This window comes from Saccharothrix algeriensis (genome assembly GCF_016907655.1).
GTDB classification, from domain to species: domain Bacteria; phylum Actinomycetota; class Actinomycetes; order Mycobacteriales; family Pseudonocardiaceae; genus Actinosynnema; species Actinosynnema algeriense.
In genome coordinates this window covers 4,309,856-4,335,505 of the sequence record NZ_JAFBCL010000001.1, presented here as the reverse complement: position 1 = coordinate 4,335,505, position 25,650 = coordinate 4,309,856, and the positions used below count along the sequence as shown (strand labels likewise).

The 25,650-nt window shown below is 70.6% G+C and carries 17 protein-coding genes, 1 tRNA gene and 1 pseudogene; 13 read left to right on the top strand and 6 right to left on the bottom strand.

The window, feature by feature from the left end; genetic code table 11:
• Window positions 1-62: 62 nt before the first annotated feature.
• From JOE68_RS19850 to JOE68_RS19830, 5 genes and pseudogenes are all read left to right on the top strand, one after another.
• Window positions 63-1,634 carry a DEAD/DEAH box helicase gene (locus JOE68_RS19850; protein ID WP_204843795.1) on the top strand — a complete coding sequence of 524 codons (1,572 nt, stop codon included), beginning with the start codon at window positions 63-65 and terminating at the stop codon, window positions 1,632-1,634.
• Window positions 1,628-3,628, top strand: coding sequence for an ATP-binding protein (locus JOE68_RS19845; protein ID WP_204843794.1), 2,001 nt, complete (start codon window positions 1,628-1,630; stop codon window positions 3,626-3,628). The genes JOE68_RS19850 and JOE68_RS19845 overlap by 7 nt, the downstream gene beginning before the upstream one ends.
• Window positions 3,625-4,518 (top strand): phospholipase D family protein, encoded by an 894-nt coding sequence (locus JOE68_RS19840; protein ID WP_204843793.1) that lies wholly within the window; start codon window positions 3,625-3,627, stop codon window positions 4,516-4,518. Before JOE68_RS19845 ends, JOE68_RS19840 begins: the two co-directional genes overlap by 4 nt.
• Before the next feature lie 646 nt (window positions 4,519-5,164).
• Window positions 5,165-5,971 (top strand): annotated as a pseudogene (locus JOE68_RS19835) (IS5 family transposase).
• A gap of 403 nt (window positions 5,972-6,374) precedes the next feature.
• Window positions 6,375-7,241, top strand: a complete 867-nt coding sequence (locus tag JOE68_RS19830; protein WP_204843792.1) for a tyrosine-type recombinase/integrase — start codon at window positions 6,375-6,377, stop codon at window positions 7,239-7,241.
• A 148-nt stretch (window positions 7,242-7,389) separates the two neighbouring features.
• Here JOE68_RS19830 and JOE68_RS19825 read toward each other — a convergent pair.
• A tRNA-Arg gene (locus JOE68_RS19825) sits at window positions 7,390-7,461 on the bottom strand.
• Window positions 7,462-7,526: 65 nt separating this feature from the next.
• On the opposite strand from JOE68_RS19825, the gene JOE68_RS19820 reads away from it, so the two are divergent.
• Together JOE68_RS19820 and JOE68_RS19815 are read left to right on the top strand one after the other, a co-directional pair.
• Window positions 7,527-9,116: an SDR family NAD(P)-dependent oxidoreductase gene (locus JOE68_RS19820; RefSeq protein ID WP_307819765.1), complete on the top strand. Its 1,590-nt coding sequence runs from the start codon at window positions 7,527-7,529 to the stop codon at window positions 9,114-9,116.
• 43 nt (window positions 9,117-9,159) lie between these two features.
• Window positions 9,160-10,068: a cation diffusion facilitator family transporter gene (locus JOE68_RS19815; protein ID WP_204843791.1), complete on the top strand. Its 909-nt coding sequence runs from the start codon at window positions 9,160-9,162 to the stop codon at window positions 10,066-10,068.
• Here the strand turns inward: JOE68_RS19815 and JOE68_RS19810 are convergent.
• Window positions 10,017-10,790 (bottom strand): DUF6597 domain-containing transcriptional factor, encoded by a 774-nt coding sequence (locus JOE68_RS19810; protein ID WP_204843790.1) that lies wholly within the window; start codon window positions 10,788-10,790, stop codon window positions 10,017-10,019. The two genes, JOE68_RS19815 and JOE68_RS19810, sit on opposite strands and share 52 nt — an antisense overlap.
• Before the next feature lie 62 nt (window positions 10,791-10,852).
• Here JOE68_RS19810 and JOE68_RS19805 point away from each other — a divergent pair, with 62 nt between their 5' ends.
• The gene (locus JOE68_RS19805) at window positions 10,853-11,413 is read left to right on the top strand and encodes a TIGR03086 family metal-binding protein (RefSeq protein ID WP_204843789.1); all 561 of its coding nucleotides are present in this window, start codon (window positions 10,853-10,855) and stop codon (window positions 11,411-11,413) included.
• A gap of 34 nt (window positions 11,414-11,447) precedes the next feature.
• Here JOE68_RS19805 and JOE68_RS19800 read toward each other — a convergent pair whose 3' ends face one another.
• Window positions 11,448-15,707: a GH92 family glycosyl hydrolase gene (locus tag JOE68_RS19800; RefSeq protein ID WP_204843788.1), complete on the bottom strand. Its 4,260-nt coding sequence runs from the start codon at window positions 15,705-15,707 to the stop codon at window positions 11,448-11,450.
• A 177-nt stretch (window positions 15,708-15,884) separates the two neighbouring features.
• Between JOE68_RS19800 and JOE68_RS19795 the strand changes: the two genes are divergently transcribed.
• On the top strand, window positions 15,885-17,033 hold the full coding sequence (locus tag JOE68_RS19795) for an ROK family transcriptional regulator (protein WP_204846191.1): 1,149 nt from the start codon (window positions 15,885-15,887) through the stop codon (window positions 17,031-17,033).
• Window positions 17,034-17,258: 225 nt separating this feature from the next.
• Here JOE68_RS19795 and JOE68_RS19790 read toward each other — a convergent pair whose 3' ends face one another.
• Window positions 17,259-18,434, bottom strand: a complete 1,176-nt coding sequence (locus JOE68_RS19790) for an endonuclease (RefSeq protein ID WP_372443318.1) — start codon at window positions 18,432-18,434, stop codon at window positions 17,259-17,261.
• 327 nt (window positions 18,435-18,761) lie between these two features.
• Here JOE68_RS19790 and JOE68_RS19785 point away from each other — a divergent pair, with 327 nt between their 5' ends.
• Both JOE68_RS19785 and JOE68_RS19780 read left to right on the top strand, forming a co-directional pair.
• Complete coding sequence (locus JOE68_RS19785) at window positions 18,762-19,142, top strand: hypothetical protein (protein ID WP_204843787.1); 381 nt, start codon at window positions 18,762-18,764, stop codon at window positions 19,140-19,142.
• Complete coding sequence (locus JOE68_RS19780; protein WP_204843786.1) at window positions 19,135-19,539, top strand: hypothetical protein; 405 nt, start codon at window positions 19,135-19,137, stop codon at window positions 19,537-19,539. Before JOE68_RS19785 ends, JOE68_RS19780 begins: the two co-directional genes overlap by 8 nt.
• 623 nt (window positions 19,540-20,162) lie before the next feature.
• Here the strand turns inward: JOE68_RS19780 and JOE68_RS19775 are convergent.
• Complete coding sequence (locus tag JOE68_RS19775) at window positions 20,163-20,675, bottom strand: MarR family winged helix-turn-helix transcriptional regulator (RefSeq protein ID WP_204843785.1); 513 nt, start codon at window positions 20,673-20,675, stop codon at window positions 20,163-20,165.
• Window positions 20,676-20,743: 68 nt separating this feature from the next.
• Here JOE68_RS19775 and JOE68_RS19770 point away from each other — a divergent pair, with 68 nt between their 5' ends.
• A complete protein-coding gene (locus JOE68_RS19770; RefSeq protein WP_204843784.1) occupies window positions 20,744-21,610 on the top strand; it encodes an EamA family transporter in 867 nt (288 codons plus the stop codon).
• A gap of 32 nt (window positions 21,611-21,642) precedes the next feature.
• Here the strand turns inward: JOE68_RS19770 and JOE68_RS19765 are convergent, their stop codons facing one another.
• Window positions 21,643-24,243, bottom strand: a complete 2,601-nt coding sequence (locus tag JOE68_RS19765) for a glycoside hydrolase family 3 protein (RefSeq protein WP_204843783.1) — start codon at window positions 24,241-24,243, stop codon at window positions 21,643-21,645.
• A 572-nt stretch (window positions 24,244-24,815) separates the two neighbouring features.
• On the opposite strand from JOE68_RS19765, the gene JOE68_RS19760 reads away from it, so the two are divergent.
• The gene (locus JOE68_RS19760) at window positions 24,816-25,565 is read left to right on the top strand and encodes an ESX secretion-associated protein EspG (RefSeq protein ID WP_204843782.1); all 750 of its coding nucleotides are present in this window, start codon (window positions 24,816-24,818) and stop codon (window positions 25,563-25,565) included.
• Window positions 25,566-25,650 lie beyond the last annotated feature (85 nt).

The window sequence follows — 25,650 nt, the reverse complement described above, 5'->3', positions numbered from 1 at the left end:
CTCAGACCTGCGGTGATGGGAGCCTCAGGGGTGGCTCATCTGTCATGTCATGGTCGGGTGTGATGGAGCAGTTCACCGTCTTTGACCTCTTGAGGGCGTCGACGCATGCGCGCTCCTTCGTCGATGCTCGGGTAGTACGGACGCTTACCAGGCTTGTTCGAGACGGCCTTGTCCGCGAGATGCCCACCGACGCGGTGCTCGCCCTGGCGTGCCTGGGTGATCCGCTGTCCGCTATACGGCGCCTGGTCGCTGCCGGAGTGCTACCGTACGAGTTGCCGGAGGAACCGCGTCGTCTGTTGGCGGCACGCCTCGCACTCGATGGCGACGAGCTGAGCACGAGAGACATGACCACGAACGCTGGTCGCATAGCTGTCTTTCTCGGACTGCCCGAGACGCACAGCGATACGCCGACACCGCTACCCACCGAGGCGGGCCCGGCCTACGGGCTGTTCCCGCATCAGCGGCGCGCCATCGCGCAACTGAAAGCGCTGCTGCGGAAAGGTCGGACCCGGCTGCTGTTGCACATGCCAACTGGATCTGGGAAGACCCGGACGGCCTTGAACCTGGTTTGCGACATCCTTCGGGAAAACGAGGGGCGTCCGATTCTATGGGTCGCCTCCACCCGGGAACTCCTCGACCAAGCAGCGCGTGAATTCCATCGTGCTTGGGGTATCTTGGGTAACCGCGAGGTGCCAGTAATCACCGCATGGGGTGGTGAAGGGTGGCATAGCAATGATCTGACGGATGGTCTCCTCGTAGCGAGCTTGCAGACGATCTACACACGTCAAGACGAGCCCGGATTTATCCGTGACCTGGGACGCCGGTTGGGGCTTATCGTTTTTGATGAAGCTCACCAAGTCATTGCTCCAACCTACCGGCGGACAGTGCAGCAGTTGTCGGCGGCCGGACAGCCCATCACCCCCATCATTGGCCTGAGCGCTACCCCGGGACGAACATTTGTCGGATCTCAAACGGATGAGGACCTCGCTGAGTTCTTCGAGCACACGAAGATCGAACTCGACACGGGTGAGACGGGCGCCGCAGCCAACCCGGTCGAGTACCTGATACAGCAAGGCTACCTGGCCAAACCTGAGTTCCGCCTCCTCGGTGAACTGCCAGAGGTCGATGCGGAACCCTCAACCACCAGCAACGATCAGGTCGAGCTGGGCCTGAACGAAGACAACTACCTCACCGCAGTCGTCACAGCCACACTCACTCTCATACAGGAGTCGCATCGACGCGTGATCGTATTTGCAGCATCCGTCGAGCTCGCTCACTTGATCGCGGCGACATTGCGATGCTCAGGCGTGCTGGCCGACTCGGTTGACGGCACTACAGCTTTGGAAGTCCGCGACACCGCAATCCGGATGTTCAAGAGTCCTACTCCGGTGCCCCGCGTGCTGGTTAACTATGGGGTACTCACCACCGGATTTGATGCTCCGCAGACCAGTGCAGTCGTGATCGCTCGCCCTACACGTTCGCTCGTGCTCTACAGTCAGATGGTCGGCCGTGGCATTCGAGGACCGAAGGCTGGTGGCAACAAGAAGGCCGTCGTCGTGACGGTTGTCGATCCATCCGTTCCTGCATTCGGCTCCATCGCGTCTGCTTTCACACACTGGGAGAACCTGTGGTAACACCAACCAATCCGCCGAAGGAAGCGCCTCTCCTCTCTGGTTCGCAGACGGTCAAGTCTATCCGTGATACCGGATACAAGGGAACCGACTACGCCCTGGCCGAGCTTATCGACAATTCGTTTCAATGGGGCGACGCTAACACCGTCCTCCTAGTCATTGTACAGCGCAAGGTACAGGGCAGGACTCGCGCGTCCAACCGCGTCGATGAGATTTGGGTCATTGACGACGGTGTTGGAATGACGGATGAGGCACTTAACCTTGCACTGTCCTTCGGTGGCTCCGGCAAATACGACGACCGGTCGGGGATCGGTCGATTTGGCATGGGGCTACCGCAAGCCAGTGTGTCGCAGTGCAAGCGTACGGACGTATGGACGTGGCAGGGATCGCAGCCGGAGAACGCTATCCACACCTACTTGGATTTAAGCGAGGTTGAAGCATCCGAAAAGGGCTCAGCCCTCACGGTCCCATGGCCCACTGACCCATCAAGCACTGACTATACCCCCATGCCGGATTGGGTATTTGACGTGTTCAAATCACACGCAGTGCCCGATACGAAGACAGGCCAGCCGGTTTATAGCGGAACCGCGATCCGGTGGACCGTACTCGACAAGCTGCGGTGGGTGCGCGCGGATGCGATGTTCGCGCACACCGAGAATCTCCTCGGTCGTGTCTACCGCAACTTCCTCACCTCCACTACACGGCAACGCAGTGTCAAGGTAGCGATCATGGAAGGAGAGACACTACTCGGACCAGAAATTTTCCATGACGTCCGCCCGAACGACCCGCTCTACTTGCAGTCGCCATGCGCTACGACTCTGGAATATTGGGAAAGGTCGGAAATCGCCGAGGACGGCACCGAAAGCAAAGTGCGCATAACGGATGAGCCGCCGTTCAGCGAGCACTACACCTCACCGCGCGACTTCCCCATTCAACGCCTGGATGGCCAGGGAACCTCGACGGTTCACGTACGGCTCTCCCTGGCAAAGCCACAGTCCAGGCCCGGCCGCAATCCCGGCAAGGATACGCACCAAGGCCGCCACGCCCGCGACAACTCCGGTATCTCTGTCATACGGGCCGACCGAGAGTTGGTCTTGGAAAAGACACTCGCCTCCGAAGCAACGGACCGGTGGTGGGGCATCGAAGTCACATTCGACCCCTGCCTCGACGAGGTATTCGGGGTCACGAATAACAAACAGGACGCCCCGACTTTCACGCAGGCACTTCGACTTGTCCGTGAACATCGACTCACAAAAACCGAAGCGCTGGAGCAAGGGCTCTTCGACGAAGATCATCCTATTGCAGAACTGTACGACATGGCATTTCAGCTGGTGGAACTTGCTACCCAGATGAAGGCCGAAGGAAAGGACGAGAAGAACGCTACCGCCGGCCCTCGCCGAGCTCGGCCTCAAGTAACGAACGTTGCATCCAGTGTCAAGAAGGCTCGATCTGGCGTCAGCCCGACACCCGGCGAGACTACCTTTGCTAAGACCAAGCCCGATCCTGGTCAGGCAGCAGCTGCCATTGATCGGATCTTGGAGGAGCAGGACGTACCGGCGGAAGTCCGCGGTGCCGTCATCGCTGACTATCAACGCGGCGTCACCGTCCAGGTGATCAAGCGTCCTGTTAAGCAGCTCAATGCGTTCTTCTGGCCCGACGAGGCTCTCAACCTCGAGATTCTGTGCCTAAACAACGCCCACCCCGCCTACAAGAAGCTGATTGAGCCTCTGCAGTTGTCGGGTGAGCAGATTCAGGAAATGAGCGAAGCCGACGCCAAGAACCTGCTCGTACAAAGCGCCGATACAATCACCTGGCTCCTACTGGCTTGGTCACGACTTGAGAATGAACACAGGACGAGTCCGCAGTATCGACAGCTTCAGGAATTCCGAGACGGATGGGGACGCCGACTCGCGGAGTATGTCGAGGACGAGGCGTTCAAGGCGGCCTCACCGTTCGGCGAGGAGGATGAAAGCCAGGATGGAGAGGATCACGCATGACTCGAGCCGGCTTCGATCCACAGCACTGTGGAGATCGAGTCCTGGCGCTGGTGCGTGACGCGGAAGACCTTACGATCATCGCGCCCTTTATCACCGTTCCAGGAATCCAGCCTATTCTGTCCGCATTGTCGGATAAGTGTTCACTAACGGTCTACACGCGTTGGCGACCCGATGAGGTCGCTAACGGAGTGAGCGACCCGCGGGCATTCGATCTAATCAGCGAACGCGGTGGGACGGTCGCGTTGCAACCGGTTGTGCATGCGAAGGCATACGTGGTCGGCATCCGTGCCTTGGTCGGCTCTGCGAACGTGACCGTCAATGGCCTAGGCTGGATTCGGCCTGGTGCTGTCGAGATTCTCGTGGAAACGTCAGCGCAGGATCCAGCACTTGTGGAACTAATAGCCGTGCTGCGAGCGACATCCTCCATCGCCGACGAAACAGACCGTGACGCAATCCTCGCTGCTGCTGCTACGTTGCCCACACGGTCTGTTCGAACATCCGTCAGGGCAGTGGACCGCACCGACTGGTTGCCTAGCTACAGGCCCCCAGGTGTTCTTTGGCGTGTGTACGCCGGACAGCGGGAAGATAGCGTGGTGGATCTCGTTCGACCCGACCTAGACGCGCTGGGCGTGCCCAACGGGCTGCCGACTGAGGATGTATTCAATACGTATGTGGGAGCCATCCTTCGCCAAGGGTTCCCCGGAAGGATTGCACGAGAGTGCAGTAACCTGACTACCATGAAGGCGGTCCAGCGGCTCGTTGAGATCTGTGACGAAGTTAGTCACTCCGTTGACGATCCGGCGGATGCATGGGAAACCCTGGCCGCCTGGGTCGCCTACTTCCTTCCCAGCTATCAGAGGATTTGGGGCGGCACTCGCTTGATTGGGTAGAGATACATATCAACTGCGTAGTAGGGGCGTGACCGAGGGCTCTCGAAGACCAGAGCAACCGAGCCGACTTCCGCCATGCTCCGACACCGCCATTTTTATATGCCACCTCCCACTGCTTCCCAGCAAATATGTAGTCACAGCGCACTGGACACGACATTACAGCTTCGGAGTTCATACAACAGTTGTACGTTGTCGTGCCTACGTTCTGCCAGCCCGCATGTCGGTTGCGGTACAAGTGCTTGCTTCCAAGCTATTGTGGTTGGGTTTGCCGGCGGCCGACGATAGGAATTATGGGCCAGGAGGCGATGGTCTCATGAGAGTGGCGTAAATATTCGTAGTCGCAGATGCAGCGGGGGGGTGTCAACCACCCGGGTCAGTGCACGCTCGACCGCCCACTTTCTGGGTAGCACGGAAGTAGCGGCAATTCAGGCGCTGCGCGACTCCCACCACCAGATGAAGAGTTGAGTGAGCGCAGTAGAGCAGCGCAGGGTGCCGGTGTAGCTGGCGTCGACTCACCCCAATGGGACACACTCGCTAGCGGTGGCGCACAGGCATCGCAGCAGACTGTGGGCAGCGGCCGAGCTCTAAGAGTTGGTCTCACGTGGTAGTTGTGATGCTGCCATGATGTTGTGTTGTGGTTGATCGGTTGGCGTTGCGGTTGGTACCGGACGAGTTGTGGGTGCTGGTGGAGCCGTTGGTCCCGGGGTTCGCGGTGCGTCCGCAGGGTGGTGGGACGGCTCCGGTGGACGATCGGCGGTGTTTACCGCGATCGTGTTCGTGCTGACCAGCGGGTGTCGGTGGCGGGATCTGCCTCCGTCGTTCGGTGTCTCGGCCCCGACCGCGCACCGGCGGTTCACGCAGTGGACCGAGGCCGCCCTCTGGCGAAGGCTGCACCAGGCGGCGCTCGACCGCCTTGGCGCTCAGGGCATGGTCGACTGGTCGCGGGCGATTCTGGACAGCGCGTCGGTCCAGGCGAAAAAGGGGGCTCCCTGACCGGCCCGAGCCCGGTCGACCGGGGCAGACCGGGCTCGAAAAATCCACCTGGTGACCGACCGTGCCGGCCTGCCGCTCGCGATCGGGGTGTCCGCGGCGAACCTGCACGACAGCCAGGCGCTGGAAGCCGATGCTGCGCGCCGTTCCGCGCGTCCGGTCCCGACGTGGACCCCGCCGTTTCCGGCTCGCGAAGCCGCACGCGGACAAGGTCTACGACATCGACCACCTCCGACGATGGTTACGCGCGCGCGGCACCGTCCCGCGCATCGCACGCAAGGGCGTCGACTCCTCCGACCGGCTCGGCCGGCACCGTTGGGTGGTGGAGCGCACCATCGCCTGGCTGTCCGGCCACCGCCGCCTGGTCGTCCGCTACGAACGTCACGCCGACAACTACTGCGCCTTCGCCACCCTCGCCGCCACCCTCATCTGCTTCACACAACTCACCAAAACCACCACATGAGACCGGCTCTAAGTGCCGCTCTGAGAGGCGACGCTCGTTGCTCGGGGCATGTCCGGGTCCGGGGCCTGGGGGTTCTGCATCCCCCAGGCCCACGTCCCGCCCCAGACTCTCGGCAGGAGCTGCTCGACCTGTTCCGGGGTGTAGGTCAAACTCCCGTCTCTAGGCGCTCGGCCGACACGAGCCGGTTGGCCCGGCGAACTACTGGCCGGTACTGGTCTCGCAGCCTCGACCAGAACCACCGGACGAGGTGGCCAGGGCTGCTCTCCTCAGCGAGGTAGGCGAGGACCTCATCCGGACCGTCCGGCGGGCCGACGCGCCCGAGGACGTGCGCCGGACCCTGAAGTGGGTCGCCGAGAACACCTTGCCCGTCTCCGCATTGAGCGACCCGAAGGTGCTTCGCCCGTTGCCGGACAAGCTTGCGATCAAGCTCGACGGCGTGGTCTCACGCCAGCGCAAGATCCTCGGCACGGCGATGGAGTACGCCGCCCACGAGCTCAAGCTCCTGGACGCCAACCCCGTCCCGGCCTTGAAGTGGATCGCGCCGCGCAAGACGGTCCAGGCCATCGACCGGCGCCGCGTCACCAACCCCGCGCAGGTGCGCGAGCTCCTGGACGCCGTGCGCGTGCAGAAGCGCAGCGGCCCGCGCCTGGTGGCGTTCTTCGCCTGCCTCTACTACGCCGGGATGCGCCCGGAGGAGGCCGCGGGCCTGTCCAAGCACCAGCTCGCCCTCCCCGAAGAGGGATGGGGGGAGATCCACCTGGAGACCGCCCGCACGCACGCGGGCAAGTACTGGACCGACAGCGGGAAGAACCGGGACGACCGCCAGCTCAAGCAGCGCGACCGGGGCACGATCCGCCCGGTCCCCAGCCCACCCGAGCTGACCGCCCTGCTGCACCGCCACATCCGCACCTTCGGCACGGCACCGGACGGCCGCCTGTTCCGCGGCGAGCGCAACAACGACGAACTGCCCAAGCTGACGATCCTGCGGGCCTGGCGCAAGGCCAGGCAGAAGGCACTGCCACCCGAGCTGGCGGCAACCGACCTGGCCGCCTCGCCCTACGACCTGCGCCACGCGGGCATCTCGCTGTGGCTCAGCTCCGGCATGCCGCCGAAGCAGGTCGCCGAGTGGGCAGGGCGCTCCCTGGAGGTGCTGTTCCGGATCTACGCCCACGTGCTCAGCGGCTCCAACGACACCATCCGCGCGCTGGTGGAGAAGGGGCTGAAGTCGACGCAGAGTGACGTGACTGAGGACACCTCCAGCAGGGCCTGATTCGCTGCCTATCGGAAGATCCGCGAAGTTCCGTGGGCACAGCATGGGCACAGACACCCGTAAACGGCCGATTTTGGCCGGACACAGCCGGACAAGCAAAAAGCCCGCCGGGCTGCATTTTCGCTGCTCAGCGGGCTTTTTCGCAGTGTGCCCCCGGCAGGATTCGAACCTGCGCACCCGCCTCCGGAGGGCGGTGCTCTATCCCCTGAGCTACGGGGGCCGCAGCTACGAGCAGAAGCTTAGCAGGCGTGTCGGACCCCTTGCGCACCCCCTACCCTCCAGGGTGTGGATGGGGTGCGTGAGAGGTTCGTCGAGAGCGCTGACCTGCGGATTCGGGTGGTCGAGGAAGGGGTTGAAGGGGGGCCTGTCGTGGTGCTCGCCCACGGCTTCCCGGACGACCTCCGGGTGTGGGACGGGGTCGTGGAGGGGCTGCGGGAGCGGTTCCGGGTGGTTCGGTTCGACTGGCGGGGGGCCGGTGGGTCGGGGGCGCCCGGGGAGCGGGACGGGTATCGGATCGAGTGGTTGGTCCGGGACCTGCTGGCCGTGGTGGGCGGGCGCGGGCCGGTGCACCTCGTCGGGCACGACTGGGGGTCGGTGGTCGGCTGGCGGGCGGTGGCCGAGCACCCCTCGGCGTTCCTGTCGTTCACCAGCATCTCCGGGCCGGACCTGGGGCAGGTCGGGGCCTGGGTGCGGCGGCACGCGACCCGACCGGCCGAGGTGGTCGGCCTCCTGCGCCGGTCCTGGTACATCGCCGGGTTCCTGGTCCCGGTGCTGCCCGAGCTGGTGTGGCGGGTCCCGCTGGTCCGCCGCCGGCTCCGGGCCGACCTCCGCACCCTGGTCAACGGGCTGGAGCTGTACCGCGCGAACGTCGGGCGCGCCGCACGGCCCCGGCGGGTCCGGGTGCCGGTGCACCAGATCGCCCTGCGGAACGACCCGTACGTCTCCGCGCGGCACCTGGAGGCCGCCGAGCCCTGGACCGACGACCTCACGCGCAGCCACCTCGTCGCCGGCCACTGGGCCCCGCGCACCCACCCCGGGCACGTCGCCCGGCTCATCGGGGACTTCGTGGACGGCCGGCGGCGCCGGCGGCTGGTCGTCGTCACGGGCGCGGGCAGCGGGATCGGGCGGGCCACGGCGCTGCGGTTCGCGGCCGACGGGGCGGAGGTCGTGGCGCTCGACGTGGACGCCGAGGCCGCCGCGCGGACCGCCGCGGACACCGGCGGCCACTCCTACCGGCTCGACGTGGCCGACGGCGCCGCCACCCGGGAGGTCGCCGAGACCGTCCGGCGGCGGCACGGCGTGCCCGACGTCGTCATGGCCAACGCCGGCGTCGGGCTGGCCGGGTCGTTCCTCCGGACTTCCGAAGACGACTGGCGCCGGGTGGTCGACGTCAACCTCTGGGGCGTCGTGCACACCCTGCGCGCCTTCGCGCCGCACCTGGTCGAGCGGGGCGAGGGCGGGCACCTCGTCGTCACGGCGTCGATGGCCGGCTACTTCCCCACTCCCGCGCTGCCCGCCTACTCGGCCACGAAGGCCGCCGTCCTGATGCTCGCCCAGTGCCTCGCCGCCGAGCTGGAACCGCACGGCATCGGGGTCAGCGCGATCTGCCCCGGCGTCGTGGCCACCGGCATCGCCGCCACCACCCGGTTCGCCGGCGCCGACGGGCAGGAGCAGGCCGAGCGGCAGCGGAGGGCGGCGCGCGCCTACCGGCTGCGCGGTTACCGACCGGAGAAGGTGGCCGACCGGGTGTTCCGGGCGGTACAACGCGACGAGGTGGTCGTCGCGGTGACGCCCGAGGCGCGGTTCGCGCAGGCCGTCGGCCGGGTGTCCCCCCGGCTGGTCCGCCTGCTGGGACGGGTGGTCGGCGCCACCTGACCCCCTGTTGCACTCATGCGCATGTGACTATATGTTCCGAGGCATGGGTCACGGTCACGGCCACGGGGTCTCGTCGGGCGGCGCCAAGCACCTCGGCCGCCTGTGGGCCGCCTTCGGCATCGGGGCGGCGTTCATGGTCGTGGAGTTCGTCGTCGGCTTCGCGACGCGCTCGCTCGCGCTCGTCTCCGACGCCGCCCACATGCTCACCGACGTCCTGGGCGTCGGCATGGCGCTCGCGGCGATCCTGCTGGCCCGCCGCGCCACCACCCGGGGCAGCCGCACCTTCGGCCTCTACCGGGCCGAGGTGCTGGCCGCGCTGGCCAACGCCGTGCTGCTGTTCGGCGTCGCCGGCTACGTCGTGGTCGAGGCCGCGGGCCGCTTCGGCAGCCCGCCGGAGGTCCCGGGGCTGCCGGTCGTGCTGGCCGCCGCGGCGGGCCTGGTCGCCAACGTCGTCTCGTTCCTGCTGCTGCGCGAGGGCGCGAAGGACAGCATCAACGTGCGCGGCGCGTACCTGGAGGTGCTGGCCGACCTCGTCGGCTCGGTCGGCGTGCTGCTCAGCGGCGCCGTGACGCTGCTGTTCGGCTGGCGCTACGCCGACCCGGTGATGGGCGTCGCCATCGGCCTGTGGGTGCTGCCCCGCACCTGGAAGCTCGCCTCCGGCGCGCTGCGCATCCTGTTCCAGCACGCCCCCGAGCGGCTCGACCTCGCCGAGGTGCTGGCCGAGCTGAACCGGCTGCCGGGCGTGGCCGAGGCGCACGACCTGCACGTCTGGACGCTGACCTCCGGCATGGAGGTCGCCTCGGCGCACCTCGCCACCCGCGCCGACGCCGACCCGGCGCAGGTGCTCCGGGCCGCGCGGGCCCTGCTGGCCGACCGGTACGACCTGGAGCACGCCACGCTTCAGGTCGAGCCCGGCGACTCCACCGAGCGCTGCCGCGAGATCTCCTGGTGATACCGCGCGGCGTACCCGGTCGGGGTCTCGCCGAACATCGCGGTGAAGTCGCGGACGAAGTGCGCCTGGTCGGCGTAGCCGAGGTCGGCCGCGAGCGCCGCCCAGTCGATCCGCGCGCCGGCGGCCATCCGCTGCGTGACCTCGTGCAGCCGGTAGCGCCGGATCACCCACTTCGGGCCGACGCCGACGTGCTCGGCGAACAGCCGCTGCAGCTGCCGCGGGCTGCGCCCGGTCCCCTCGGCCAGCTCCGACACCCTGGTGATGCCCGGCCGGGCGACGACCGCCGCCACGATCCCGGCCGCCAGCTCCGCGGCGGGGTCCGGCTCCGGCAGCCGCGCGCGCAGCACCTCCTCCACCGAGGCCACGTCGACCGGCCCCGCCGGGTCGGGGAACATCGAGGGCACGGTCCGGTCGGTGATGGTCCGCACGGGCGCGCCCAGGAAGCCCCGGAACCGCCCCGGCCGGAACGCGACGCCGAACACCCACCCCTCGCCGGCCAGCTCCCGGGACACGTGCCGGCTGGACACCCCGCTCACCGTCGCCCGACCGTCCCGGAACACCAGGTGCACGTTCGGGTAGGGCACGACCAACTGCCGGTAGGGCCGGTCGTAGGACCAGTGCACGACCCAGTACCGGGCGACGTGCGGCGCGAGGTCCGCCGAGGGCTCCAGGAACCGGTGGCGCTGGTGCTTCCGCCAGTCCAGCTCCCGCTCGTCGCGCACGGCCCCAGCCTATGTCGCGTTTGTTCAATACGGCCCGCGCGGTCCGCCCCTACCGTGCGCCCATGAACACCGAACGACTGGCGGAGCAGGCCGTCGCGCCCGTCCTGGGGATCGTCGACGACATCACACCGGAACTGCTCGACGCGCCCACGCCGTGCGCCGAGTTCGACGTGCGCCGCCTGATCCGCCACCTGCTGTTCTGGGGCCCCGCCCTGGAAGCCGCCGCCCGCAAGGAGTTCGTCGCGCCCGCCGACGATGAGGCCGGGACCGACCTGGGCGACTGGCGGGTCCGGCTGCCCGCCCGGCTCCGGGCGACCGCGTCGGCGTGGAGCGCGCCGGCGGCCTGGGAGGGTGTGACGCGCCTGGGCTCGCCCCGGGAGATGCCCGCCGGGGTCGTCGGCGGCATGGTGGTGGGCGAGCTGCTGGTGCACGGCTGGGACCTGGCGACCGCCGTCGGCCGGCGGCTCGACTGGGACCGGGAGGTGCTGGAGTTCGTCCACGCCGACCTGGTGGCCAGTGCCCCGCTCGGCCGCGAGATGGGGGTGTTCGGCCCCGAGGCGCCCGTCGCGGCCGACGCGCCGCTGCTGGACCGCCTCCTGGGGTTGACCGGCCGGCGGGCCTGACCCGCGCCGGGCCGGTCCCCGCGCCGGCCCGGCGTCACAGCCCCGCGCACTGGCCGAGCTTCGGCCCGCTCACGTCGTTGGGCCACCCGTTGTCCACCGGCGGCGGGTCGCTCGCCACGCACGACAGCGGCCCGCCCACGGTGTTCGCGGCCACCGCCGTCCCACCCCGGTTGCCCGCCAGGGTCACCGGGCCGCGCACGACCGAGTGCTCGACGGCCACCTCGCCGGACGTCCCCGAGATGCTCAGCGGGCCGTCGACCTCGGCGTCCACCAGCACGACCGCCGCCGCGCCGGAGGCGGTCACCGGGCCCCGCAGCGCTCCCCCGAGGACGTGCAGGGACGCGCCCGCCTCGACCCGCACCGGGCCGTCGACCGTCCCGCCGACCACGCAGGTGGCGTCCCGGACGCGCAGCGGCCCCCGGTGCTCGCCCGTGATGGTCGTCGCGCAGGCGGCGGGCGGCCTGGCCAGCAGCTCGACCTCGGCCAGCGTCGCGGCGGACGGGAACTCCAGCCGGTAGTGCCGGTAGTGCCCGGGTCGCGCGACCTTGAACGCCCGCGTCTGCCGCCGCCACGGGAACACCTCGTCCGAGCGTTCGTCCACAGTGGACCACTTCCGGCCGTCGTAGGAGCCGCGCAGCACCCACGACGCCGGGTCGCCGGACGCCGTGCCGGAGGTCAGCGTGTAGAACTCCACCTCCTCCCGGGCGTCCGGCACGTCCACCCGGAGCCACGACGCGCTGCCGGAGGTCTGCGAGGTGTCGTCCACCAGCGGCGCCACCGGGCCGGAACCGGTGACGGTCGACGACGGGGTGATGTCCCGCAACGGCCGCGGCGGCCCGGTCCCGGTGGTCGGCGACGGCGGCGCGGCGTCCGCCCCGGTCGCCCACCTCGACGGCGCGGGGCCCAGCTCGAAGTCGAGGACGCCTCCCCCGGCGATCTCCGCGTGCGGCAGGTACGCCTTGTCCCACTGCTTGCCGTTGACCTTCAACGACTGCACGTAGACGTTGCGCGCGCTGTTCCCCGGCGCGTTGACCACGAGCTCGCGGCCGTTCTCCAGGTGCACCGTCGCCTTGGTGAACAGCGGGGAGCCGATGGCGTAGGTCGCCCCGCCCATCTGCAACGGGTAGAAGCCCAGGGCGCTGAACAGGTACCAGGCGGACTGCTCGCCGTTGTCCTCGTCGCCGGGGTAGCCCTGGCCGATCTCGCTGCCCAGGTACAGCCGCGACGGGATCTCGCGCACCTTCTCCTGGGTCTTCCACGGCTGCCCGGCGTAGTCGTACATGTAGGCGATGTGGTGCGACACCTGGTTGCTGTGGCCCAGCTGCCCCATGCGCACGTCCCGCGCCTCGGTCATCTCGTGGATGACACCGCCGTACGAGCCGGGGAACTCCGCCGTCTCCGGCGTGGCGAAGAAGGTGTCGAGCTTGCGCGCCAGCGCTTCCCGCCCGCCGTGCAGGTTCGCCAGGCCCTGGCCGTCGTGCGGCACGGAGAACGCCATGTTCCAGCCGTTGGTCTCGGTGTAGTCGTGGCCCCACTCGCGCGGCTCGTACTCGTCGGGCGGCACCCGCCAGGCGCCGTCGGGGTCGCGGCCCTGGAAGAACCCCGTGCCCGGGTCGAACATGGTGACGTAGTTCAGCGCGCGGTCGGCGAAGTACTCGTGCTGGGCCAGGTAGTCGGCCCGACCGGTCCGCCGGTGCAGCTCCTTCGCCATGGCGGCGATGCCGAAGTCGTTGACGTAGCCCTCGATCGCCCACGACATGCCCTCGTCGGTCGCGGTGGACGTGTAGCCGGTGAAGATCGAGGTGTCCAGGCCCTTGCGGCCGACCCCGGCGTGCGGCGGCGCGACGGTCGCGTTCTTCACCGCCGCCGCGAACGCCGCTTCGGCGTCGAAGCCCTCCACGCCCTTGACGAACGCGTCCGCGAACGCCACGTCGGAGCTGGTGCCGGTCATCAGGTCCGCGTAGCCGGGCGAGGACCAGCGCGGGATCCAGCCGCCGTCGCGGTACTGCTGCACGAACCCGTCCACCAGCTCGCCGGCCCGGCGCGGCGCCAGCAGGCTGTACGCGGGCCACGTCGTGCGGTAGGTGTCCCAGAACCCGTTGTTGACGTAGATCCTGCCGTCCACGACCTGCGCGCCGGTCCGCGTCGGGGTCGACGGCCCGGCCGGGCGGACCGGGGACGCGTACCGGTACCGCGGCTCGGCCGCCGTGCCGACGTTCTCGAAGCCCGAGTTCGGGTACAGGTGGAGCCGGTAGAGGTTGGAGTACAGCGTGGTCAGCCGGTCCGCCGAGGCGCCCTCGACCTCGACCGCCCCCAGCACGTCGTCCCACGCCCGCTGGGCGCGGTCGCGCACCGACTCGAAGGTGTCCGAACCGGACACCTCCAGCTCCAGGTTCCGCCGGGCCTGCTCCACGCCGAGCAGCGACGTGGCGATCCGCAGCGTCACGGTCCGGTCCGCGGAGGTGTCGAACCGGAGGTAGCCCGCGACGTCGTCGCGGCCCGCGCCGGTCAGCCGCCCGCTCGCCAGGACCGGCCGGTCCACCACGCCGTAGACGAACAGCCGGGTCGCGCCGGTCGACAGGCCGCTCTTGACGTCGGAGAAGCCCGTCACGACACCGGAAGCGGCGTCGAGCGACAGGCCGCCGCTGTTGTTCACGTTGTCGAACACCAGGTTCGAGGCGTCCCCGGTGAAGGTGAAGCGCAGCAGCGCCGCGTGGTCGGTCGGCGTGATCTCGGCCCGCATCCCGTTCTCGAACCGCACGCCGTAGTAGTGCGCCCGCGCGGTCTCGTTCCCGTGCTCGAACGGCAGGGCGCGCAGCGCGCGGTCGGCGGTGGGCGGGCCGGCCGACGGCATCACCTGGAAGGTCTGCCGGTCTCCCATCCACGGGCTGGGCTCGTGGCTGGCGGTGAACGCCTGGATCGTCGGGAGGTTGTCCCGGTCGTTGCCCTTGGCGTACTCGTAGAGCCAGCTGGTCGAACCCGCGTTCGTCATCGGCGACCAGAAGTTGAAGCCGTGCGGCACGGCGGTGGCCGGGATGTTGTTGCCGCGCGAGAAGCTGCCGCTGGAGTTCGTGCCGCGGGTGGTCAGCACGTGGTCCGTCGGCCGGGCCCGCTCCACGACGACCGGCGCGGACCGCACCGCCACGTCGTCGATCCAGCCGTTGAACGACGCGGGGCCGGCCGGGTTGTCGTAGGCCACCAGGATCCGCTGGACCACCTTGCCCGCCGCGACCTCGCCGACGACCGACGCGACGCGGTTCCACTGGTTGGTGTGCAACGACTTCGCCGCGCCCTGTCCCCGCGGCGACAGCTCGAACCCGTGCTGGTCGCGGGCGCCCAGGTCGCTGAGGTAGGTGCCGTCGGTGAACGCCAGGTCCACCGCCGCGAACGTGCTCGGGTAGCGCAGGTCGCCGGGGGTGAACGACGGGAAGATCAGGTACGACAGCTCGGTCGTGGCCGTCACCGGGATGTCGACCTCGAACACCTTGTTGTACGAGTAGCCGCGGCCCTCGGCGACGTGCGCACCCCGGTAGCGCAGCGCCCTCACGCCCGTGAAGCCCGCGCCCGCCTTCGCGCTGTACCCGCCGGTGGCGCCCCTGCCCGCGGTGGTGCGCATGTTCCGGGCGGGCGGCTCGGTCGAGCCGTCCGAGAACCGCACCTCGGCCAGCTGGAGGAGGTCCACGCCCCCGGCGTTCGCCGTGATGTCCAGGCGGTAGAAGCGGAACGCCGCGGTGTTGGCCGTGTCGTAGACCTTCGTCCGCAGCCGCGCGGGGAACACCTCGCCGGCCCGCGCGTCGACCGCCGTCCACGTCGAGCCGTCGTCGGACCCGCTCAGCGCCCAGTCCCGCGGGTCGCGCCCGGGCGCGTCGTCGGCGGAGGTCAGCGCGTACCGCCGGACCACCACCGGCTCCGGGAAGCCGAAGCTCGCCCAGCCGGTGGGCGTGAAGGTCAGCCACTTGGTCGCGGCGCTGCCGTCGACCAGGTTCTCCTTGACCTCCCCCGCCTCGGCGTGCTCGGAGTTGGCGGCCACCGCCACGACGCGGTCGGTGACGTCGCCGGGCAGGTCGGTGGGGTCGGAGCCGTCGACGCCCGACGCCTTCGGCGCCCCGTCGCGGTCGGTCTCCACCGCGCTGGTCCACCGCGGCTGCGGCTGCCCCTCCTCGAAGGAGGAGGCGAACGACGTCTCGCTCACGGTCGGCTCCCCCGGTGCGGTGGCGGACGACCAGCCTCCCACGCCGCCGAGCGCCGCGGCAGCCGCCGTCAGCAGGACCAGCGAACTCCGCAGGTGCCCCATCGCACGTGCCTCCCGCCTCGGCGAACCGGCTCCCGACCCAGGGGGACCATAAGCTGACATCGTTGTCAACACCGGCCGGCCGCCTGCCCGCGAGACTGACCGGCCACCGCCGCCCGCGATCTAGACTCACCCGCTGTGACGGTCCGCAAGTCGCCCCGGGTGGGCACCCCCGCAGGTATGCGCGTGCTCAACCAGCGCGCCGTGCTCGACCGCCTGCGGCGCGGCGGCCCCGCGACCAGACCGCAGGTCGCCAAGGACACCGGGCTGTCCAAGCCGACCGTCGGGCAGGCGCTGCTGGACCTGGAGCGGCACGGCTTGGTGCGCGCCATCGGCCGCACCACGGCCGGCCCCGGCCGGTCGGCGATGGTCTACGAGCCCGACCCCGCGGCCGGGCACGTGCTGGGCGTCGACATCGGCCGGCAGCACATCCGCGTGGCGGTGGCGGACCTGGCGGGCTCGGTGGTCGCCCGGGTGGACGAGCGCAACCGGAGCCGTTCGGCGGCCACGCTGGTGCGCACGGTCCGCGACCTGGCCGCGCGCACCGCCGCCGAGGCCGGGCTCACGACGGCCGACCTGGTCGTCAAGGTCGTCGGCACGCCCGGCGTCCCCGACCGGCACGACCGGACGCTGCACCACGCGCCGAACCTGCCCGGCCTGGGGCGGCCGGGGCTGCTGGGCGACCTGCGGGCCGTGCTCGGCCCCGACCTGGTGGTGGAGAACGACGCCAACCTCGCCGCCGTGGGCGAGCGCGCCTGCGGCGCGGCGCGCGGGATCGACGTGTTCGCCTACGTCACGGTCGGCACCGGCATCGGCATGGGGATCGTGGTGGACGGCAGGCTGTTCCGCGGCGCGCACGGCGCGGCCGGCGAGATCGGCTACCTGCCCTACGGCGACCCGTCCGGGGTGGACGTCCCGCCGCGCGGCCGGCTGGAGGCGGTCGCCGCCGCGGAGGCCGTCGTGGCGCTGGCCAGGCAGCACGGGATCACCACGGCGAAGTCGGCGCGCGACGTGTTCGCGCTGGCCGAGTCCGGCGACGAGCGGGCGCTGCTGGCGGTGCGGGACGAGGGCGAGCGCCTGGCCTACGTCGTCGCGTCGGTGACCGCGGTGATCGACCCGGAGGTGGTGGTGCTGGGCGGCGGCATCGGCGGCAACACCCGGATGCTGCGCGGCCCGATGGAGGCGGCGCTGCGCCGGATGACGCCGCTGGCGCCCCGCGTCGTGGCGGGCGAGCTGGGCGACGGGGCGGTGCTCAGCGGCGCGATCGCGATGGGCCTGCGCTCGGCCCGCGAACTCGTGTTCGACCGCCGAGGAGCGGTCACTCCCTGAGAGTAGTCGACTACCGCGAACCGGGTAATTCACTCGAACGTCGTAGATGCCAATCAGGCCGGCGTGGCATAGCGTTACCGCACCTCCTCCTGGAGGGTGTGTGTCCTTCCGTTGGTGCAAGGGGAGTCGGAAGAGGAGTACGGGGGACGTGGTCCCCTTCCGGCCGTACACGGGGCAGGTGCCGCGCCCGCAACACGCCTGCCCCGTGTGACACCCCTCGGCGCGTCAGCCCCAGATCGACGCGACCCACTCCGGGTGGTCGATGAACGGGTTGCGGTTGTGCTGGTAGGTGTCGTGGATGACCTGGTTGCGCCGCTTCTCGAAGGCGTCCGGCGGGTCCTGGGCGTTCCACTGCCTGAGCACCGACAGCCGCCCCATGCGCGGCGCGCTGCCGTTGCCGACGCTGTCGTTGACCTCCAGGTCGGCGAACCCGTCGCCGCCCTCGTAGCGGACCGCCATGTAGAACAGCATCCGCGCCACGTCGCCCTTCACCGCGTCGCGCGGCTCCCAGGAGTCGGCGTCGGTGTAGTTGCCGGGCGCCTCCGCCGCCGCCGAGCCGCCGAGGTCGAAGTCCTTGTTGCCGCGGTTGGCGTTGACCGACACGTCCTCCGGGCGCAGGTGGTGCAGGTCGGTGCCCGGACCGGTGGCCGTGCCGAAGTCGCCGTGCGACTTGGCCCAGACGTGCTCGCGGTTCCAGTCATCGCCGTTGCCGCCGTTGGTCGACTTGCTCTGCGAACGGCCGCTGTAGAGGAGGATGACGTTCGCCGGGTTGGCCGGGTCCTCGTCGGTGGCCTTCAGCGCGTTCCACACCTGGTCGTAGGACAGCTTCGCGTTCGTCCGGATGATCTGGTGCAGGGCGGTCTTCAACGCCGCGCCGGACTTGCCGACGGCGTTCCGGTAGTACGTCGAGTCGTGGTCGCCGCCGGGCACGCCGGGCCCGGTGGTGGTCGCGGGCGGGGTCGTGGTCGGCGGCGGTGTGGCGCCGGCCGGGGCGAACGCCGTGGGCGAGGTCAGGCCCGGGTGGGCGAAGTAGGCCCTCAGCGGGCCGGTCACGTCGATGCGCGCGCCGAGCAGGCCGGGGTTGCCGCGCAGGCCCCAGGACGCCCGGAAGGAGGACGTGACCTGCACGTAGAGCATACGACTGGTGGAGGTCTGCTCCGGTGTGTCCGCCAGCGCCAAGGCGTAGTCGGACGGGAAACCGGACCGCAGCACGGTGTCGGTCGCCGTCGGCTGCCCGACGACGTAGCCGCGGACCGTGGCCGGGGCCCCGTCCTGCCGGCCGATGGCCTCCGCGACCGTGATGGGCGCGGCTCCGGCGGCGGTCGACGGCGCCAGCAGGGTGGCGGCGACGGTGGCGGTGGCGGCGAGCAGTCCGCTCAAGCGCCAGGGGAACTTTCGCACGGCTGGGTGTCCTCTCCCCGAAGTCGGCGACGCAGGGTGCCGGCACGCCACCTAGGGCTTTGACTGTGCGTGACGAGATGGTGCCGATCTGTCCGGCAGGATCGCACGGGAGTGGGCACTGCCGGGTGAATCGACGTCAACAGTGAGATGGCCGGTTGACGGGGCGCTGGCAGGCCGGCCGCGCGGGGTTCGGGAAACCGGTGCGGTGTGAGCGCGGCGAGCGCCCCGGCCCGGCCGCGGGACCGGCGTTAGCTCGCCCGCTCGGTCGGGCGCCGGGGGCCGACGGCTACATTCCGGGGTGGACATGCCGTTGGAGGACCTGGGGCGATGATCGACTCTCTGGCCGTGGCGCTGGCCGTCCTGGCGCTGGTGGCAGCCGCTTGGGCGGTGCTGCTCATGGTGCTGGACAAGCCGCTGACGCTGGAAACCAAGCTCACGCTCGGCATCGCGGGGCTGGTGGTGCTGCTGGAGGTCGGCCTGCTGGTGCAGGCCGTCATCGGCGTGGTCAAGCTGATCGGGTTGGACCGGGACATCTCCGGGCCGACGTTCGTCGGCTACCTCGTCGGCCCGGTGCTCCTGCTGCCGCTGGCCGGCTTCTGGTCGCTGGCCGAGCGCTCCCGGTGGGGCGCCGGCGTGCTCGCCGTGGGCTGCTTCAGCGTGCCGGTGATGCTCCTGCGGTTGCAGCAGGTGTGGGTCGGGCATGGCTGACGACCTCGCCACCGCGACGCGGTCGGGCCCGGGGCGGCTGCTGATCGCCGTCTACGGGATCTTCGCGATCGCTGCGACGGCCCGCTCGGCCGTCCAGATCGCGACGCGCTTCGGCGAGGCGCCGGTCGCCTACCTGCTGTCCGCCCTCGCCGCGGTCGTCTACCTGCTGGCCACCGCCACCCTCGCGGTCGGCAGCCGCGCCTCGCGGCGGGTGGCCTACCTGTCGTGCGCGGTGGAGCTGGCCGGGGTGCTGGTGGTCGGCGGGATCAGCTACCTGCAGCCGGCGTGGTTCCCGCAGGCCACCGTCTGGTCGCACTTCGGCAGCGGGTACGGGTTCATCCCGCTGGTGCTCCCCGTGCTCGGCCTGCTGTGGTTGCGCCGCACCGAGACGCGCTGAACTCACTGGGGCTCACCGAGGCGCGCTGGGACGCGCTGAACTCACTGGGGCTCGCACACGGGCAGCGCACCTTTCGCGCTCCAGACGCAGGCGTGGTGCACCCGGTGCCACACCGGTCGCTTCGTGTTCTCCTCCCCGTACGGCCTGGGCGCAGCCCGATCGCATTTGTCGGGGGGTGTCAAGCACGCTCTTCGCTTGACACCCCCCGACAAATGCGATTGCCTTCGGCAGGCCGTGCGGGGAGGGGAACACGACCGCCCTTTCTTTTCCTCCTCCTTGGGGGCCTCTCGGCCGCTCTTCGTACTTGGGTCGCGCACGGATCCGGGTGAGAATTGGTGCGGTGCGGATCTCATTGGTGCGGTAGCGCTTGAAGCTGAAAAGAAAAAGAGTCCTCGCCGGACGGGCAGGCCGCCAAGGAGGAGGAAGAGCAAGAGCGGTCGTGTTCCCCCCGCATGACCTGTCAAAGACGACCATGCTTTTCTGGGGGGTGCAAGCGAAAAGCGTGCTTGCACCCCCCAGAAAAGCATGGTAGCCCTCCGGGCAGGCCATACGGGGAGAACACGAAGACACCGGACTGCACGGGGCGTGCCAAGGGCCTTGGGCCAAAAGTTGAAGTGGTGGGCTCAGGGCGTTGCGGGGTGGGTGTGGGTGTCGCCCAGGGCTTCCAGGGCTGTGCGGAGGTTGTCGGCCAGTTGGGCGCGTTCGGCCGGGTCGAGGCCGGAGAGCAAGCGGTGTTCGGTGGCCAGGTGGTCCGGGAGCACCTGGTCGACCAGTTCGCGGCCCTCCTCCGTCAGCGCGACCACGACGCCCCGACCGTCCACCTCGCTGGGCTGCCGGGTGACCAGGCCGCGCGCCTCCAGCCGGTCCAGGCGCTGGGTGATCGCGCCGGACGTGACCATGGACGCGTGCATCAGCCCGGTCGGCGTCAAGCGGTGGGGAGGGGGGCTGCGGCGCAGGGTGGCGAGGACGTCGAACGACGCGCGGTCCAGGTTGTGGCGGGCGAAGGTCTTGCGCAGTTCGCCGTCGACCAGGCGGGCGAGCCTGGACAGCCGGCCGATCACCGCCATCGGGGAGACGTCCAGGTCCGGGCGTTGCGCGTGCCACTGGTCCAGCACTAGGTCGACGTGATCCGCCATGACCGAATACCTTAGCGGTGAGGCAGATCACCGGATCAGGTGGCTTAGCGGTGAGTTAGTTTGGCTTAGTGCTAAGCAACCGGCTCGTCACCGCGCTGGCCCCGGCCCTGTGGGGCACGACGTACTTCGTCACCACCGAGCACCTGCCGCCGGACCGCCCGCTGCTGGCCGGGCTGCTCCGGTCGCTGCCGGCCGGGTTGCTGCTGGTCGCGGTGACGCGTCGGGTGCCCTCGGGTGACTGGTGGTGGCGATCACTGGTGCTGGGCGCGCTCAACATCGGCGTGTTCTTCCCGCTGCTGTTCCTGGCCGCCTACCGGTTGCCGGGCGGCGTGGCGGCGACCGTGGGCGCGGTGCAGCCGCTGATCGTGGCCGGGCTCGCCACCGGGTTGCTGGGGCAGCGGATGTCGCCGCGGGTCGCGCTCGCGGCGGTCGCCGGGATCGCCGGGGTGAGCCTGCTGGTGCTGCGCGCGGAGGCCCGGCTCGACTGGCTGGGTGTCGCGGCGGCCCTGGGCGGCGCGGCGGCGATGGCGGTCGGCACGGTGCTGGGCAAGAGGTGGGGCTCGCCCGCGTCGCTGCCGGCGGGCACGGGGTGGCAGCTCGTCGCGGGCGGCCTGCTGCTCCTGCCGGTCACGCTGCTGGTGGAGGGGTTGCCGCCGGCGCTGTCGGCGACGAACGCGGCCGGCTACGCCTACCTGACGGTCATCGGCGCGGCCCTCGCCTACAGCCTGTGGTTCCGGGGCATCCGCCTGCTGCCCGCCACCGAGGTCGCGTTCCTCGGGCTGCTCAGCCCGGTGGTCGCGACCGCGGTCGGCTGGCTCGCCCTGGGGCAGGACCTGACCGCCGCGCAGGTGCTCGGGGCCGTCGTCGTCCTCGCCGCGCTGGTCGCGGCACAGGCGCGGGTGCGGGAACCACGGGCCGGGCGCGGTGTCGGGTGAGGTCGGGCTGCGGTGCGGCCCGACCTCACCGGTCAGCCCGGCTCCTCGCACGTGCGCGCGTCCGGGTCGAGTGCCGCCTTCGGCGACCACCGGACGTTCGCGAACGAGACCTCGAACGCGCCGTCCGCGTAGACGAGGAACGGCGTGTTGACGTTCGCCAGGTCCAGCCCCTTGGCGGCGAAGCACGACACGGGGATCTTCACCGTCGCCTTCGCGCCGACCGGCAGGCCGGTGAACACGCCGGTGGCGTCGACCTCCGCCCCGCACGGGTGGACGCAGTGCGCGCTGACCACCGCGCGGCCCGCCGGCGGCCGGTGCACGACCACGTCGAACACCAGCGCCGCGTCCGCCGCCAGGTAGCCGCGCAGGTCGCTGCCCCCGGCCGGGTCCTGGAGGTAGAGCTGGCCGGGGCCGGTCCCGGTCCACGTCGTCCGCAACGCGTCGCCCTGCACGTCCACGTCGGCCGGCCGCACGGTGATCGGGCCGTGCGCGGCCTCGCCGTCCGGGCCGAGCACCGTGCCGCCCCAGTCGTCCGACGAGCCGATCATGGCCTGGTACGGCGGGACGTCCCGGCGGTGGAACAGCTCCAGGTCCTCGGTCGCCGGGCCGCCGCCGCCGCCGGAGCAGCCGTGGCCCGGCGACGTCTCGTCCAGGCGGCCGACGTCGCCCGCCTGCCAGGACCGCAGGCCGTAGCCGAGCCCGAACAGTGGGTCGTAGCCGTCCTGGCCGGGGTTCAACGGGCCCTGGCACGCGCCGCGCGGCCACGAGTAGGACAGCGTGCCGGTGTAACCGGGGTGCGTGTGGCGCCCGCGCACCAGCAGGTCCGCGACGCCGCCGCCCTCGGTGCCGGGCAGCCACGCGGCCACGAACGCGTCGGAGCGGTTCAGCTCCTTGTTGACGTGCAGCGGCCGGCCGGACACGTAGACCGTGACCACCGGGACGCCCCTGCCGCTGACCCGGTCCAGCACCGCCAGGTCCTCCGGGTAGAGCTCCGCGGCCTCCAGCGAGCGCCGGCCGAGGTCGCCGACGCCCTCCGCGTACGGGGTCTCGCCGATCACCGCGACCACCGCGTCGAACCCGCTCGGGTCCACGTCGCCGGTCTCGGCGAACACCACGTCGTCCGCGCCCAGCGCCTCCCGCAGGCCGCCCAGGACCGTCGTCCCGTCGGGGAAGTCGGCGTTGGTGTTGCCGGTGCCCTGCCAGGTCAGCGTCCAGCCGCCGGTCTGGTTCGGGAGGCTGTCCGCGCTCTTGCCCACCACCAGCACCCTCGAACCCGGCCTGAGCGGCAGCACGCGGCCGTCGTTCTTGAGCAGCACCTGCGACCTGCGCACCGCCTCGCGGGCGAGTTCGCGCGCCTGCAACGCCCGCGACGAGCCCGCGTGCTCGCGCTCGGACGGCTTCTTCCCGTCCAGCACGCCGCTGCGCAGCTTCACGCGCAGGATCCGCGTCACCGCGTCGTCGATGCGCGACATCGGGATCTGCCCGCTCTCGACCTGCGCGACGGTGTTGGCGATGAACGCCTTCCAGTCGTGGGGCACCATCACCACGTCCACGCCGGCGTTGATCGCCTGCGGGCAGCCGGCGTTGGTGCAGCCGGGGACCTGGCCGATGCCGTTCCAGTCCGACACCACCACCCCGTCGAACCCGATCCTGCCCTTCAGGACCTCGGTGAGCGCGAACCTGCTGCCGTGCAGCTTGCCCTCGTCGACCCCCTGGTCGTTCTTCCAGCTGCTGAACGACACCATGACGGTCTGCGCGCCGGCCGCCAGCGCGCCGTAGTAGCCCCACCCGTGGACGTTGACCATCTCGGCGGTCGTGGCCGGGGTGACGCCCTGGTCCACGCCGCCGAGCGTGCCGCCGTCGCCGATGAAGTGCTTGGCCGTGGCCGGCACGTCCACCCGGCGGCCGTCGCCCTGCAGGCCCCGCACGGCCTCGTAGCCGTACGCGCGGGTGATCGCCGGGTCCTCCGAGAAGCCCTCGTAGGTGCGGCCCCAGCGGTCGTCCCGGACCACGGCCAGGGTCGGGGCGAACGCCCAGTCCTGGCCGGTGGCGCGCAGTTGTCGGGCGGTGGCCTCGCCGATGGCGCGGACCAGGCACGGGTCGTGCGCCGCGCCCAGCCCGATGTTGTGCGGGAAGACCGTCGCGCGGTGGACGTTGTTGTGGCCGTGCACCGCGTCGGTGCCCCAGAGCACCGGGATCCCGGTGCGGGAGGACTTGGCCGCGGCCCAGTAGGCGTCGGCCAGGTCGAGCCAGGCGCGCGGCGGGGCGTGCTTGTCGCCGCCCGGCCACGACCCGCCGCCGTTGAGCACGGACCCGATGGCGTGCTCGCGGACCTCGTCCGGGGTGATCGCGGTGATCTCCGGCTGGGTCATCTGGCCGACCTTCTCGGCCGTGGTCATCGACCCGACGATCGCGCGGACGCGCCGCTCGTCGGCCGGGTCGGACCCGACGCGGCTGCGCACGCGCGGCCAGTCGGCCAGGGTCGGCAGGTCGTCGGCGATCCGCGCGCAGCCGTGCCCGGCGGGCGGCGCGCCCACGGCCGGCCGGTCGGGCGCGGCGCTCGCGCCCCCGGCGGTGAGCAGGCCGGTGACCACCAGCGCGGCGAGGGCGGTGCTCAGGTGTCTGCGGGACATCTGCTGGTCCGTTCGTCGACGGCGGGTGCGGCGGCGGGGATCCGATCGTCACCGCGCCCGCCGGCTCCGGTCAAGGCCGGTGGGAGCGCGTCCTCGCAGGTCAGCGGGAACGGTGCCCGAAAGGGCAACGGGCCCGGCGGACCGGTCGCCGCGCGACGGGCGCGAAGCCCCGGCGCCGTGCGCGCGGCCCGGGTGCCCTGCGCCGCCGGATGGCGCTCCCGACCGGGCCGTCGCGGAGGGGCGCGGCGCGGTTCCTCCCGGCGAGCGGTGGCGTTGGCCCGCGGCGCCGCCTCCTGCTGCTCCCGATGGGCGAACGGTCCGCACTTTCACGGACGGCGCGCCGGCGAATACGGGTGGAATTGTATTTTTCGGGCCTGTTCCACCACTTCCTGCTTTGCCGTTCACGCACCGTGCAGCAGTTCAGCCGATTGAGATTGGTTGTCGCCCATTCAAGTGAACATTGCCGTGAATGGGCCACCCGAAGGACTTGGAGTCCCAATACTACGGTCCCGTGACCCAGTGGACGCTGCCATTATGGCCCCCGGCCGGAGGGGGAAGGGTGGGATTCCCGGGTGGCGACGGAGATCGTGTGCTCGTTCGCCGAATTGGACGCGCTCGGCGAGGCGCTGCGGCTCGACGTGCGCCGGTTCCCGTTCACCATCGGCCACCACGGGGCGACGCGCGAGCAGCGCGTCGCGGTGGTGGCCGCGGCGCACCGCGACCTGGCGGCCCGCGGCCTGGTCCGCGGCGGCGGGTTCGCGCCGGAGCTGGTCGAGGCGCTGCGCCTGCTCGCCGGTGGGCGCACGGCCGTGGCGCTGGTCGGGCGGGCCGGGCACAGCCGGTCGGCGGCGCTGGCCGTGACCGACGGCCGCTCCGGGCTGCTGGCCGTGCAGCGGGGCGAGTCGATCGCGCTGCTGCCCCGCCGTCCCGACGCCGTCGTGCGGTCGCTGGTCGACCTGCTGCCGCCGGCGCGGCCGGGCCCCGGCTCCTCGGTCACCGTGTGGGACTCCACGGTGACCGCCCGCCCGGTGGAGGAGGACTTCTCCGAGTTCCGGTTCACCACCCGGCTCAAGCCGGCGGCGCGGTCGTCCCGGGCGGCGGTGGAGGAGATCCTGCGCCGGCCCCGGCTGGCCGCCGGCTACTTCGCGGCGACGTCCGGCGGGACCGCCCTGGGCGCCCTGAACTACCTGGACACCGACGCCGGCCGGTACGCGGTGATCCCCGGTTCCGACCGCGGCGGCCTGCTGTCGGCCACCTACACCCCGGCCGACCAGGCGGCCCTGGCCCGGCACGTGGCCCGGCTCCTGGCTGCACCCGGATGACCGGGGGCCGCCGCGCGCCCACGACCGCGGCTCGCACGTGCCGCCACCACCCACGCACCGAACGCCACGAGCGGGGCTCCACGGG

Excerpts from the sequence above, each read along its gene's own strand:
- JOE68_RS19800 (WP_204843788.1), bottom strand. The coding sequence starts at position 15,707 with ATGGGGCACCTGCGGAGTTCGCTGGTCCTGCTGACGGCGGCTGCCGCG.
- JOE68_RS19795 (WP_204846191.1), top strand. The coding sequence starts at position 15,885 with ATGCGCGTGCTCAACCAGCGCGCCGTGCTCGACCGCCTGCGGCGCGGC.
- JOE68_RS19815 (WP_204843791.1), top strand. The coding sequence starts at position 9,160 with ATGGGTCACGGTCACGGCCACGGGGTCTCGTCGGGCGGCGCCAAGCAC.
- JOE68_RS19840 (WP_204843793.1), top strand. The coding sequence starts at position 3,625 with ATGACTCGAGCCGGCTTCGATCCACAGCACTGTGGAGATCGAGTCCTG.
- JOE68_RS19805 (WP_204843789.1), top strand. The coding sequence starts at position 10,853 with ATGAACACCGAACGACTGGCGGAGCAGGCCGTCGCGCCCGTCCTGGGG.
- JOE68_RS19775 (WP_204843785.1), bottom strand. The coding sequence starts at position 20,675 with ATGGCGGATCACGTCGACCTAGTGCTGGACCAGTGGCACGCGCAACGC.
- JOE68_RS19785 (WP_204843787.1), top strand. The coding sequence starts at position 18,762 with ATGATCGACTCTCTGGCCGTGGCGCTGGCCGTCCTGGCGCTGGTGGCA.
- JOE68_RS19780 (WP_204843786.1), top strand. The coding sequence starts at position 19,135 with ATGGCTGACGACCTCGCCACCGCGACGCGGTCGGGCCCGGGGCGGCTG.
- JOE68_RS19765 (WP_204843783.1), bottom strand. The coding sequence starts at position 24,243 with ATGTCCCGCAGACACCTGAGCACCGCCCTCGCCGCGCTGGTGGTCACC.
- JOE68_RS19850 (WP_204843795.1), top strand. The coding sequence starts at position 63 with ATGGAGCAGTTCACCGTCTTTGACCTCTTGAGGGCGTCGACGCATGCG.